Source organism: Flavobacterium sp. NPDC079362 (genome assembly GCF_050267765.1).
Taxonomy (GTDB): domain Bacteria; phylum Bacteroidota; class Bacteroidia; order Flavobacteriales; family Flavobacteriaceae; genus Flavobacterium; species Flavobacterium azizsancarii.
In genome coordinates this window covers 275,431-288,652 of sequence record NZ_JBNNFM010000002.1, presented here as the reverse complement: position 1 = coordinate 288,652, position 13,222 = coordinate 275,431, and the positions used below count along the sequence as shown (strand labels likewise).

10 protein-coding genes and 1 tRNA gene are annotated in these 13,222 nt (G+C 31.4%); 8 read left to right on the top strand and 3 right to left on the bottom strand.

The annotated features are described in order from the left end of the window. The first annotated feature begins 8 nt into the window (after positions 1 to 8). Genes ACQKCJ_RS03480 through ACQKCJ_RS03465 form a run of 4 tightly spaced genes read left to right on the top strand, consistent with a single transcriptional unit; the run spans position 9 to position 6,428 of the window. Positions 9 to 3,995 carry a sacsin N-terminal ATP-binding-like domain-containing protein gene (locus ACQKCJ_RS03480; protein ID WP_427401374.1) on the top strand — a complete coding sequence of 1,329 codons (3,987 nt, stop codon included), beginning with the start codon at positions 9 to 11 and terminating at the stop codon, positions 3,993 to 3,995. A gap of 21 nt (positions 3,996 to 4,016) precedes the next feature. Beyond that, the gene (locus ACQKCJ_RS03475) at positions 4,017 to 4,691 is read left to right on the top strand and encodes a hypothetical protein (protein WP_427401373.1); all 675 of its coding nucleotides are present in this window, start codon (positions 4,017 to 4,019) and stop codon (positions 4,689 to 4,691) included. A 41-nt stretch (positions 4,692 to 4,732) separates the two neighbouring features. Then, positions 4,733 to 5,335 (top strand): hypothetical protein, encoded by a 603-nt coding sequence (locus ACQKCJ_RS03470; protein ID WP_427401372.1) that lies wholly within the window; start codon positions 4,733 to 4,735, stop codon positions 5,333 to 5,335. Between the two features lie 49 nt (positions 5,336 to 5,384). Beyond that, a complete protein-coding gene (locus ACQKCJ_RS03465; protein WP_427401371.1) occupies positions 5,385 to 6,428 on the top strand; it encodes an HNH endonuclease domain-containing protein in 1,044 nt (347 codons plus the stop codon). Between the two features lie 72 nt (positions 6,429 to 6,500). Here the strand turns inward: ACQKCJ_RS03465 and ACQKCJ_RS03460 are convergent, their stop codons facing one another. Next, the gene (locus ACQKCJ_RS03460) at positions 6,501 to 6,677 is read right to left on the bottom strand and encodes a histone H1 (protein ID WP_427401370.1); all 177 of its coding nucleotides are present in this window, start codon (positions 6,675 to 6,677) and stop codon (positions 6,501 to 6,503) included. Between the two features lie 383 nt (positions 6,678 to 7,060). On the opposite strand from ACQKCJ_RS03460, the gene ACQKCJ_RS03455 reads away from it, so the two are divergent. From ACQKCJ_RS03455 to ACQKCJ_RS03445, 3 genes are all read left to right on the top strand, one after another. Then, a complete protein-coding gene (locus ACQKCJ_RS03455; RefSeq protein ID WP_427401369.1) occupies positions 7,061 to 7,834 on the top strand; it encodes a hypothetical protein in 774 nt (257 codons plus the stop codon). A 270-nt stretch (positions 7,835 to 8,104) separates the two neighbouring features. Further along, complete coding sequence (locus tag ACQKCJ_RS03450) at positions 8,105 to 8,275, top strand: hypothetical protein (protein WP_171569983.1); 171 nt, start codon at positions 8,105 to 8,107, stop codon at positions 8,273 to 8,275. Further along, on the top strand, positions 8,272 to 9,822 hold the full coding sequence (locus ACQKCJ_RS03445; RefSeq protein ID WP_427401368.1) for a recombinase family protein: 1,551 nt from the start codon (positions 8,272 to 8,274) through the stop codon (positions 9,820 to 9,822). Before ACQKCJ_RS03450 ends, ACQKCJ_RS03445 begins: the two co-directional genes overlap by 4 nt. On the opposite strand, the gene ACQKCJ_RS03440 is transcribed toward ACQKCJ_RS03445, so the two are convergent. Next, positions 9,788 to 9,861: transfer RNA gene (locus ACQKCJ_RS03440), tRNA-Arg, on the bottom strand. The two genes, ACQKCJ_RS03445 and ACQKCJ_RS03440, sit on opposite strands and share 35 nt — an antisense overlap. 115 nt (positions 9,862 to 9,976) lie before the next feature. Here ACQKCJ_RS03440 and ACQKCJ_RS03435 point away from each other — a divergent pair. Then, on the top strand, positions 9,977 to 10,489 hold the full coding sequence (locus ACQKCJ_RS03435) for an adenine phosphoribosyltransferase (RefSeq protein ID WP_271336593.1): 513 nt from the start codon (positions 9,977 to 9,979) through the stop codon (positions 10,487 to 10,489). Positions 10,490 to 10,570: 81 nt separating this feature from the next. Here ACQKCJ_RS03435 and pheT read toward each other — a convergent pair whose 3' ends face one another. After that, the gene (gene pheT / locus ACQKCJ_RS03430; RefSeq protein ID WP_427401367.1) at positions 10,571 to 12,991 is read right to left on the bottom strand and encodes a phenylalanine--tRNA ligase subunit beta; all 2,421 of its coding nucleotides are present in this window, start codon (positions 12,989 to 12,991) and stop codon (positions 10,571 to 10,573) included. Positions 12,992 to 13,222: the final 231 nt, after the last annotated feature.

Here is a 13,222-nt window from a genome sequence, read left to right as displayed (position 1 = left end):
TATTATATATGCATAAAGAAATTATAGAAGGTCTCTACACCAGAAGGTCTCAATATCTAGATCCAGACCAAGGGACAATGATGGCAAGGATGTTAAATATTGTCTCAAAAGATATCTATTCTGAGAGTCAGCGATTTGTATTTGAACTGATACAAAATGCTGATGACTCTTCTTTTGAATCTGGAAATGAAGTTCATTTTGATTTTTTAGATAATGCTTTGATTGTTTCGCACAATGGAAGATCATTTTCAGAAAAGGATATAAATTCACTTACAAACTCAGGAGCAAGTACAAAGCGAGAGGATGCTAATCAAACTGGTTATAAGGGAATTGGATTTAAATCTGTTTTTGGTAAATCAAACAGGGTTTCTATATTTTCGGGAGGATTCCAATTCCGTTTTGATAAATTGTTTCATGATAAGGAGCTTCCATGGCAGATAATACCTATATGGACTGAGTTAAATGATTTTTCAAGTGTAATTCAAAATAGTCTTCAGAAAACAGATTTTAATGTTTCTACTGTTCTTGAGATGAAAAATGCATTATCATTAGAAGCAGAGTTGAAAGAAGTACTATCTGATGGTCAGATTTTACTTTTCTTGAGAAAAGTTTCTAAGATTTCAATTTCCCGAAATGGAGAATTTCAATATTTTATCGAGAAAAAAGTATTGTCAAATAAAAATGCTTTTAAAAGTGTTGTGCTGTTGAAGAACGAGCACTTGATAAGTCAGTGGATAATTAAAACATTTGAAGATATACCGGTTTCTGAGGCAACTAAAACAGCGCTAAATAATGACGAAGAAACTCCTGAAAAATTAAAAGAAATCGAGATTACAGAAATATCTTTTGCCGCAAAGGTTGAAGATGATAATATAAAAATACTCAGTAAAGAGGAAAGGCTTATTTTTACTTATTTGCCAACCAAAGTTAATGATATGAATTTTCCATTTATAGTTAATGGAAATTTTATCACCAATGCATCAAGAGAATCCCTTCATAAAGATTCAGCCTGGAATAAATGGTTGTTTGAATTAGTTGCTGAAAAAACTTTTGAATGGTTTGAGCTTTTGGCTTTAAGTGAATACTCGTATCAAGTTCTACGTTTGCTTCCAGGGAAATTCCCTGAAACCTATGATAGATTAAAAAGTTCTTTTAATACTGGATACGAGAAAAATAGTAAACTGCGAGCGTTCATTGTTTCAGAGGATAATTTACCTAAAAAGGCTGGCCAGGTTCTATACGATAAGACTGGATTGTCTCATCAATCATTTATTAATATTGATTCCATAACAGATTATTTACACAAAGAAAAAAATATAACTTTTGAAAAAAGTAGTTTTGTAAATGCCAGAATTCAACACCCGGAAAAACTTAAAGGATTAGGAGTATATACTTTTGAACTTGATAATTTCGAGTCTTTTTTTACTTCAGAATCATTCACTACAAGACATGAAGTTGAACAAAATTTTCAGTTAATAGAGTTCTTGATGTACCGCTCTGATAACGATAGCAAAGGGGAGTGGTTTCAAATGATGAAAACATTGCCATTTATTTATGATGAAGATAAAAAACTTAAAAACCCTGTAACTGGAATTTGCTTTCCTACAGGTTCTTTTAGTGCATCTACAGATCTTGGGGATATTCCGATTATACATTCTGAGGTGTTTTATAAAATTGAACAGAATGATAAAGTTTATGAATGGCTAAAAAGGCTGGGAGTGAAGGAGCCTTCTGATAGTTCTTTCATAACAAATGTTATTGTTCCAAATCTTAACAATTCTGCTTTTATCACAAATGATAATTATTTGGACCTTACAATCTATCTTCATAAGATGTATAAAAACAATCTTTTGGATGCTGAAATGATTGAATCCCTTCGTGAATTTAAAATTAGAATTAAAGGAGAAGAAATTATATTTAAGCAAGCTCAAAACTGTTATCTTTCAAATGTCTACTATCCACAACTACCCCTTGAAGGTGTAATTGGAGATTTAAACTTTATCTCTGAAGAATATTTAAAAACTAAATATTCGGCAGCTGAATGGGGTGTTTTTTTTAAAGTGATCCGTGTCAAGAATAAAATTGATATAGAAACTATTAACGGTAATAATACCTTGGCAACGGTTAAGCAAATCACGCATCCTGAATGGGTTGATGAGTGCGAAAATTTGGCAAGAAATGGCGGGGGCTATGGATTTGGCTCTCACAATGTAATTGGATTGATAAAAATTCCATCATTTCTTAATCTAATTGCAGAAAATCTTGACTACAGTAAGATATTTTGGAAATACATGCTTTCAAACGGTAGTGGACATGAAGAACTATCATCGCCAGCAATATTTAGATATGGAACGGGTAATGGTCATAACATGTTTTCGAAAAGCGTTCCTAATTACTTTAGATGGTATGTAAGTAGATCAAAATGTATTCCGACAACTAGTAAGGGCTTAGAATATTCAAATAAGGTATATATAAATATTCGAGAGATTAAACAAATTGCTGGGGATTATTTTCCTGTATTTGATTGTGATGAACGCCCAACAGATGGATGGAATGAAATTTTTAATTTTAAAAACAAATTAGATATTTCAGATTACTTAACAATTTTAAAATTAATCTCTGAAGAATCGAAAGATGATACAATAAGTAAAAATTCCATTAATAGAATTGGATTGATATACAATAAACTCTCAGAATTATTACCTGATTTTGCGGAAGATACATTGCAGTTAATTCGAAAATGGGGCTCCCAGAATCAACTTTTAGCGATAGGAAATTCATTTGAACCGGTGACGGAATTAAAATGGATAACAATCGACGGTTTTTCACAAGAATCCAGTTCTTTAAAATTAATTAATATTCCTGAGAATTGTAAAAGAGAAAAGCTGGGTAGTTTAATGTCTTTATTTGGAGTACAAATTATAACAAAGTTTGTACCTGAATTAAAAAATGGGGAAATAGATACTTCTTTTAAAAAGAGATTTGAAGATGTGCTACCATTTTTTTCAGCATATCTGCAAAAAAGATGTGTAGATGATACAATTGATCAGTTTGAGAGAATGTTTAGTATTATAGATCGGACTAACTTTTACAGTGCTCAAGAAATTAACTTATCCTTCATGCATATGGAAGATCTTATTAAAGGACCAGTTGTAACTGTTTTTAAAGAAGAGAAGAATTTTTATTATCGAGGCTCTTGGAGAAGCGAGAGGATTCTGCTAAATTTTATAAAAGAGATTTGCGAAACTTTAAAAGTATTTGAGGATACTGAAATCCTAAGGTTTCTATTATTAGAAAATGATGATAAGGAGATTTATGAATGGTTAAAAGAAATGAATATTGAGGACTCTGAAATAAAGAATAGACGAACTTTTACTGTTAAGCAAGTTTTAGACAATAGTGATATTATTGTACCTGCTTATTCTTCTGAAATAATGGAAAAAGAAATTTCTGTTAACGTTGAGGAAGAGAATGATGATAGTGATAATTTTCAATATGAAACTCCCTTTAAACCTTTTGCAGAGTTTGGAAATTTTGATATGAGTAAAATTACCACTTCTACAAGATCCTTTAACACTCAGGATTCTGTAACAAGAGAAAATTATATTGCAATAGATGATAAACAGTTTAGAACTGATGTTGGTTTTTTTTGCGAAGGATTAGTTAATAAATTACTTAACCAAGAAGAAAATAATTATACAGAAATTAAATGGGAAAATGAAAATGAAGAAAGTCGCAAACCTTATGATTTTTCGATAATAGAAAATGGTGTTAAAAAATATATTGATGTTAAAGGAACTCCTTCATCAGATAAGAATGTGGTATTTCTATCATTGAATGAGTGGAAGTTCATGCTTGAACATGGAAGCAATTATTATATTTATAGAGTTTTTGACGCGAATAAAGAAAATCCAAGAATTGAAATAATAAATAATCCTGCAGATTTATTGAGAGAAGGAAAGATATTGCCAACCGAAACATCCCTAATTATTTAATATAAAATAAACTTCTAAATTATGAAAAAAAATGCATTAGCAGTTCTAATTTTAGGTGCTTTACTAGTAATGTTTTTTCCATATTTAATGACTAGAAAAGTTGGCTTAATCGATTTTTCACAAACTGGTAATATTGGTGATACAATAGGAGGAATCACTTCTCCAATTGTTGGATTTGTTGGAGCTATTTTGGTGTACTTTGCATTATTGGAGCAAATCAAAGCAAATGAAATTATCCAGGGTCAGTTGAATGATCAAAAAAATGATGATAAACAGAAAAAAATAGTTAATTATTTGAATGGGAAGCTAGATGTGGTAAGGACAGATATTAATGACTTCGAATTTATAGAGGTTGGGAGTATTACTAAAAAAGAAAAGATTTATAAAGGGGGTGACGGATTGTCTAAATTTCTAGAACTTTATAAAAAAGAGAAAACAGAAGATGAAGAAGAATTATTAGAAGATGTTTACCATCTTGAAAAATTTCGATTACTGCTTGAGTATATTAACGATTTTGTGGGCGATGTAGTTGAAGATAAGGTTAATGCTGATGACAAAAAATATTTACTTCAAAGTATCAAATACCACTATAAATCAAAGATTAAAATACATTTAGATTATTATGATGACTATGATGAAAAGCCTGGTATTCTTTATAGTATTTCAAAATCAATAGATACTAAATTGAATTTGTAAGATGAGGAGTATATATTTGCATTAAGAAATAAATTTGTAAAATGAAAAGAATATTGGAAAAATGGTATTTAAGTATTTTTGTCATCCCTATAGTGCTCACGTATTTAACTTCTTATTTTTCACTTCCAGATATTTTTAAGAATTGGCAATATTCTATCATAGTCTCATTAGTTTTACTTGTTTCTATTCTGTTGTATGAATTGAGAAATCTTAAAAATGAATTAAATGTTTTTGTTCCTAAAAAAAGTGATAAAAAAATAATTCAGAAATTATTAAAAGAATTAGACTTGGATAGTTTTCATGAAGATATCTATGAGCAGAATTCTTGGTATGGATATAAAAAAGAAGCTATCAGTAAAAGTATTAGTTTTATTTATAAAGCTCGATTGATAAAAAATAGAGTAACGGATAACGGACTTCAGGTTTTGATAAGTAATTTTACTGAAAAATTAAATAAATTTCACGAGTATAGTTCGATTCATCTATATGGAGGAGATAATTATTTTATTCCTAACAAGGATAACTTAAGTGAAAATCGTAGTATAGTTGAACAAGAGACCAAAGAAATGAATCGATTGGCAAAAGAAAGTTTTTTTGAGCTTGAAAAATTAATGAAGTATGCAAAAAACAATGAATATCTATAATCTGTTAATATAAAGTATTAATTTAACCTAAAAGGTTATTTAGAATTCTATGAATCTTCCAATTTCCCAGCATCTTCAAATAGATAAATTATCATCAGTATTTTCAAGTACGTCTGCTACTTATAAATTTTATTGGTTTCTAGCGATTCTCGAATTAGTAGAAAAAGATATCTTTTATATTGAGAAAAGAAAAATATTCTCAAGGATGATTAGTAATTCATGGTATACCGTTAATTATTTTCAAGTATCTTTTGGTAAACAAGACCTTATTCAAGATGCAGTGAGAGCCATTATGAATATTGAAAATCTTAAGATAAATGAAAATAAAAACATCATAAATTCTGTTTTAGAAGATAGCCAGAAGATCGAAACTGTCAAAATATTAAATCATTTTGATAAAAATGTTCCTCATTGGTTTATTTCATCTTGGTTTTCAGGGGGACGTAATGATATATATACCCATTCTCAAAATTTTGAGCATGGGGCCCTGTATCATTTGCAAAAAGATTATATAGAAATTAATCCTATATGGATTACTTATTTACAGTCGAATTCAAAAATATTAAAAGACTTTTGTTATTGGAATTTGTCGATTTTTCTTCAAAAAAGAAATCCAAATGTTCCAGACATTTCAAATAAAATATTCAAGACTGTTACAAGAAATTCATTGATTAAACAAACAAACGAATATTGGAAATTTGTGTTTAATGAATTGGGGACAGTAGATTGTATTTTTACTAATAAAAAATTAGTTTTTGATGAGAAAAAATATGCTTTAGACCATTTTGTGCCCCATGCATTTGTTTCTCATGATTTAATTTGGAATCTAATTCCAATTGATAAAAATTTTAATTCGTTTAAAAGCAATAGACTCCCGTTGATAGATAAATATTTTGATAAGTTTTATACTCTTCACAAGACAGCTTTTGAAATAGTTAAAAGTTATAACTCCAAGAATAAATATTTGGAGGAATATCTTAGCATTTTTCCTGATTTAGATGATAGCGGATGGGATTATTTAAGATTTAAAGAAACTATCCAGCCTTTAATTACTATTGCCAGTAATAATGGTTTCTCATATATGAAAGATTAATGAGCATTAATTTTATACATAAAAAAGCCCTTCAGAATCTGAAAGGCAAATTTAGTAAAATTAAGAATGTATTTATTTTTTTGATTCTTCAATAGAAACTTTTCTAAACTCTTTTAAAAGTTTCTCAATTTCTAAGGTTGATTTACGAGCTCTGGCTCCAGAGGCTTTCACACCTTTTTCAATTAATGAATCTGATTCTGCTTTAAATGTTTCGATTTCTGCATTGATTTTTGCTACTAAATCTTTCATGTTTTTATATTGTTAAATTGAGTACGTAAAAATAGAAGGTTAATTCAATTTAAAAAAACATTCTTCTTGTTTTAGTGCTAATTAAATCAATATTTTCCTCCGCTAGTTAGGTTTTTTATGTATAGGAAAGACCTCGAGGACATCGCTTTCTAGAATCTTCTTCAGATATAAATTACCTAAAACGTTAATTAAAAATGATTTATGTATTGTAGTTATTAGATTTTATTACTACATTTACTTATGCTTATTGGCAAGCAAGCCCGTTCGTGCAAAGATTTTATCAGCCAATAGTTTAATAATGCAAACCTACCTGCTTATTATCCAAACAAGATTACGAACGCCAAAAAATAGGATAATACAGCCGGTGTAAAAAGGAATGTATTATGGAAATTATTGAGTACTTCAAACTCCAAGCAAAAAATCTTTGCAAAGATTTTAAAACACAAAAGTCTTATTTCGATGCCGATTTTGGCCGTGAACTTTATCAATATACGCCCAAGTATTTTGATATAGATGCTCTTGTTCTCGATTTTGATATCGAAGAAGACAATTTTACACTAATGAAAGCTCAGCATTACATTGCAAATTTGGCTGGATTTAGAAAATGGACGGAAATGCTGGATGCTTCTTCTTCAGCATTGAAACTATCTGAACTGCTGTTTAAAAATATGCATAAGATTAGTGTTACTGAATGGGATATTTATATCTCGGCACAACAGCGCGAGAATGGTTTTGCTTTCGATGACGATCTTAAACTGGATATCTTTGAAACAGTTTTTGATCAAGTAGATGATCATCAATCCGATGGATATGATTATCGTTTATTACAATCTGAAAAACTATTAGAAAAAAATCAAAAAAGTAAACCGAAGAAGAAGATGAACAAGTCATCTCTGCAAATTTTTGTATTACCACTAGTTGACGATGAAAGATTAGAGTTTATCAGAACAGCTGATTTGATTTTCGAGAAAGTCTTGAGCACAATTGAACCGAAAAATCCTGAGTTAGTTAGAAAACTATGGGATGCAGGAAATTATATTGATGAAATTCTGTTAAAACCAGAAATGTTGCCAATCGATCGTGATTATGCACTTTCTCTGATCGATGCCTTCTTGGTTCATCATGTTATTGAACTTGCCGTTGAAACAGATGATTAGCGTGAAATTCTTAATTAAAGATTAAAACTTTTCTAAAGTGGTCAGTATTAAATTATACTGACCACTTTTTTTTTAAATTAATCTTGTAGTGATTAAAACCTTTTCTGTGAGCTATTCGAATTGTTTTAAGAAGTGAGTTTGTTATTATGCTTAAGAAATAAAAGGTTGAAGAAGGAAATAGACTTCCTCTTAAGGACAGATCATGATAATTAATAAGATTTAAGCACTTTTAATTTAAATTGCATTTTGTGGATTTTAAAAAAGTGTATTATGGAGAAAGATATTGACTACAGTAATTCAAAGTTGACACCGGAAAAAGCTTTACAGATGCTCAGATCTGAGGGATTAGATGTTACTATTGAACAGGCAGAGGAAATCTTGTATTTCTTAAGAATAATTGCTAATATCGCTGTGTTAAAACATTTAAATATAACAAAATGAGTAAGATAGCGGACTTGTATATTCGTGTAAGTACTGATGAGCAGGCAGAAAAAGGTTTCTCGCAACGTAATCAGGAAGAAATGTTAAGGAAATATTGCAGCATAAATCAGATACAGATACGTAATGTAATTTATGAAGATCATTCGGCAAAGACTTTTAATAGGCCTCAATGGAAAAAATTTCTTGCTGATGCGAAGAAATATAAAAATAAAATTAATCTGGTTCTATTCATGAAGTGGGACAGGTTCAGCCGTAATGCGGGTGATGCTTATCAAATGATCAATGTATTAAGGAAACTGGGTATTGATCCGCAGGCTATAGAACAACCACTTGACTTGAGTGTTCCGGAAAACAAAATGATGCTTGCATTTTACCTGGCTGCACCCGAAGTTGAAAATGACCGTCGAGCATTAAATACCTTTCAGGGACTTAGAAGGGGTAAGAAAGAAGGAAGGCATATGGGCATGGCTCCTTATGGATATGCCAATAAGATAACTGAGGATGGAAGAAAATATATTGCCATTGTACCGGAGAAAGCAGCAAAACTAGTTTGGATATTCGAACAGGTTGCCAGAAATGCTTTTAGTACCGAGTCTATTTACCAGATGGCCAAGGACAAGGGGCTTATCCTGTCTAAGAGTAACTTGTGGATCATTCTTAGGAATCCACTTTACTGCGGAAAAATTGTAGTTCCTAAATATAGAGATGAAGAAGAAAGATGGGTAACTGGACAACACGATGCCATTATTAGTGATGGCTTATTTTATCGCGTACAAGATGTACTTGACAGTAAAGCGAGGACATATAGGCCAAAGATTAAGACAATTGAAAATTTCCCATTGCGAGGTTTTTTTCTATGTCCCGAATGCGGTCAGAAGTTAACAGGCAGCAAATGTAAAGGAAGGAATAAATATTACTACTATTATCATTGTCATAAAGATTGTAAATGGAGAGTTAACTCTGAGATTGTCAATAAAATATTTAAAGACAATTTAAACAAATTCAAACCTTTACAAGAGGTAAAGAAACTATATGCGGCAGTTTTGCTTGAAGGATACAGGGAACACACTGGATTAGTAGCTAACGAAAAAAAGAAGTCGCTTGAAAAAATTGCAGCTTACGAAAAGAAATTATCGGTTGCCAGAAATTTATTAGTAAGTGAGAAAATTGATGCTGAGGACTATAATCTGATGAAGAATGAATACAATGAAATTATCAGTAATCTGGAAAAAGAGATGGGAAATGTAGAGGACGACAGAGGGAATATAGAGTATTTAACGAACTCAGGATTGGAAAACCTCCTAAAGCTTGGTGAAGCCTTTGATAATGCGAGTTTAGCCGATTCAAGGGAGATAATTGGTTTAATTTTTCCTGAAAATTTTACATTTCGAGAAAACAAAATCCAAACCGCTAGGATCAACGAAATGGTCAACTGTATATACTTGGTAAACAATAGATTACGGGTAAAAAAAAACGGGACAAAAGATGATATTTTTCTTTTGTCCCGAGTAGTGACCTCGACTGGATTCAAACCAGTAACCTCTTGAGCCGTAATCAAGTGCGCTATTCAGTTGCGCCACGAGGCCTTTTTTGTTTGCAATAAGCTTATTTTTTGTACCTTTATTGTGCCCTTATTGCGGGTGCAAAGATAGGAATAAATGTGAGATATCCAAGCATAAAATAACATAAAAATGAAAAAAAATGAAGATTGAAAATTATATACGTGATATTCAGGGATTTCCAAAAAAAGAAATTTTGTTTAAAGACATCACTCCGTTACTAAATGATGCGATAGCCAGAAAAGAGGCGCTTTCTATTTTAGTAGGATCGCTAAACGGACAAAATATAGATAAGGTTGTAGGAGCAGAGAGCCGGGGTTTTTTCTTTGGTATATTATTGGCTCAGGAATTAAATGCAGGTTTTGTTCCTGTGAGAAAACCCAAAAAACTTCCTTATGAAATAATATCGGCTTCTTATGAACTGGAATACGGTATAGATAGTTTAGAGATGCACACAGACGCAATAAAAAAAGGCGACAGGGTTTTGATTCATGATGATGTTTTAGCGACAGGAGGGACAGCGAAGGCCGTTTGTGAACTTGTAGAAAAATTAGGAGGTGAAATTGTACAATGCAATTTCCTGATGGAACTTAGTTTTTTAAACGGAAGAGAAAAAATTAAGGAACATCCAATTTTTGCTGCTATTACCTATTAAGGATAGAAATTGTCAAAAATAAAAAATCCCAATTCTGAAATAATTCAAAATTGGGATTCTTATGTTTTGTAGAAAACGATCTTATCTCAAAGTAGCTCCAAGTTCCGTCTCGAAAGTTTGTTGCAATTTAGACATGATTTTGTCAATTTGAGCGTCAGTAAGCGTTTTTGTATTGTCCTGAATGGTAAAGCTCAAAGCGTATGATTTTTTTCCTTCCGGAAGCTTTTCACCTTCATAAACATCAAATAAATTGACATCTTTCAAAAGTGACTTTTCAGTTTGCTTCGCCAGATTAAAAATACTTTCATAAGTGGTGCTTTTATCAATCAATAAAGCAAGATCTCTACGAACTTCTGGATACTTAGGAATTTCAGTATATTTAATTTTTCCCGTGATGATTTTCAATACCAAATCCCAATTAAAATCAGCAAAATATACATCCTGTTTGATTCCGAAATGTTTTAGTATTGATTTTTTTACAACACCCATTTCTACTAATGTGTCATTGTTGTAGCAAATCGCAGTTCCTTCTGAAAATATATCGGTTTGCACCGGCGCATTAGAAATTTTGTCAATTCCCAAACGGGCAAGAATTCCTTTTACATATCCTTTTAATAAAAAGAAATCAGTAGTTTTTTGTGGGTTTGTCCAGCTTTCTCTATTTCTGTTTCCGGAAACCAATAAAGTCAGATGTTTGTGTTCTTCGTATCCGTTAAGATATTTATGATATGACTTACCGTATTCGAATAATTTTAAATCAGAATTTTTTCTGTTGATGTTATATGAAATAGCCTCTAAACCAGAAAACAATAATGACTGGCGCATGGTAGCCAAATCACTGCTTAAAGGATTTAGCATAGTAACATTATGCTCTTCTTTTAATACGGTTGATAATTTAGCATAAGCTGCTGTAGTCAACGAATTGGCCATCATTTCATGAAAACCTTGCGAGTTTAATTGAGACGCAATTACATTTTGTACTTTATAATCTTCAGTTCTAGGCGAATTAGAAACTGTTGCATTGAATTTTTTTGAAAAGTTAATGTTGTTATAACCGTAAACTCTCAGGATTTCTTCAATTACGTCAATTTCTCGTTGTACATCTACACGATAAGCCGGTATTGTTAAACCTAAACCAGAATCAGAAACGCTGTTTACTTTAATATCTAAAGAAACTAATATCTTTTTGATTGTATCTTTTGGAATTTCCTGACCAATAATTTTAGAAACATGACTAAAGTTTAGTAAAACAGAAACATCTTCTGCTTTTTTAGGATATACTTCTACAACATCAGATGTCAATTTACCGCCAGCGACTTCTAAAATTAATAGAGCAGCACGTTTCAATGCATATTCTGTGATAGTTGGATCAATTCCTCTTTCAAATCTAAAAGAAGCATCAGTATTCAATTGATGTCTTTTAGCTGTTTTACGAATACTTACAGCATCAAAATAAGCACTTTCTAAAAATATAGTAGTTGTACCTTCAGTTACACCTGATTTTTTTCCACCAAAAACACCTGCAATACAAAGCGGGCCTTTTTCGTCACAAATCATTAGATCCTCTTTATGCAATGTTCTTTCAACATCGTCTAAAGTGACAAATTTTGTACCTTCAGGAAGCGTTTTTACAATTATTTTTCCGTTAATTTTTGCAGCATCAAACGCGTGAAGAGGTTGACCTAATTCGTGTAAAACATAATTAGTAACGTCAACAATGTTATTTTTTGGAGTTAGTCCAATAGCTTTTAAGCGATCCTGTAACCATGCAGGAGATTCTTTTACAGAAATCCCTGAGATTGTTACTCCGCAATATCTTGGTGCTAGAAGAGGCTCTTCTACATTTACATCAATTTTCAAAGTACGCATGTCAACCCTGAAGTTACTTACAGACGGAGTAATTAATTCGATATTGACACCGCGTTGTAACATTCCAGCTCTCAAATCGCGCGCTGTTCCAAAATGACTCATTGCATCTGCACGATTAGGAGTTAATCCTATTTCGAAAACTTCATCATTTACAACTTGAAATACTTCTGATACTGCTGTTCCGGGTGCCAATGCAGCATCCAGAACCATGATTCCTTCGTGACTTGTGCCCAATCCTAATTCATCCTCAGCACAAATCATTCCGTGACTTTCATGTCCGCGAATTTTTCCTTTTTTAATAGTAAATTCAACGCCATCTTTATCATATAAAACAGTTCCGATAGTAGCTACCGGTACTTTTTGTCCTGCTGCAACATTCGCCGCTCCACAAACAATTTGTATAGGAGATTCTAAACCAATATTTACAGTAGTAATCTTTAATCTGTCTGCATCAGGATGTTTCTCACAAGTAAGTACGTGCCCTACAACAACACCTATTAAACCGCCTTTAACCGATTGGTATTTTTCGACTACTTCTACTTCAAGACCTAAATCTGTCAATAGTTCTGAAGTTTGCTCAGAAGTCCAGTCTGTTTTAATAAATTGTTTTAACCAGTTATAAGATATTTTCATGTTAACTTTTTTATTCTTTGTATAAGGATACAAATATAAGGATTGCGTGTGGTAGTAAGAAACAATTTATTTGGTTTTTTCGAGCTGTTTTTATTCAGTATAAAAGTTTCTGTTATTGAGTATTTAACATATTTACTGCTAATATTTTATTAATTTATTATTAATTATTAGTTATAAAAACGAATGTGAAATATTTGTGCTACTATGTGAATGAATAGTGCTATTCTGTTA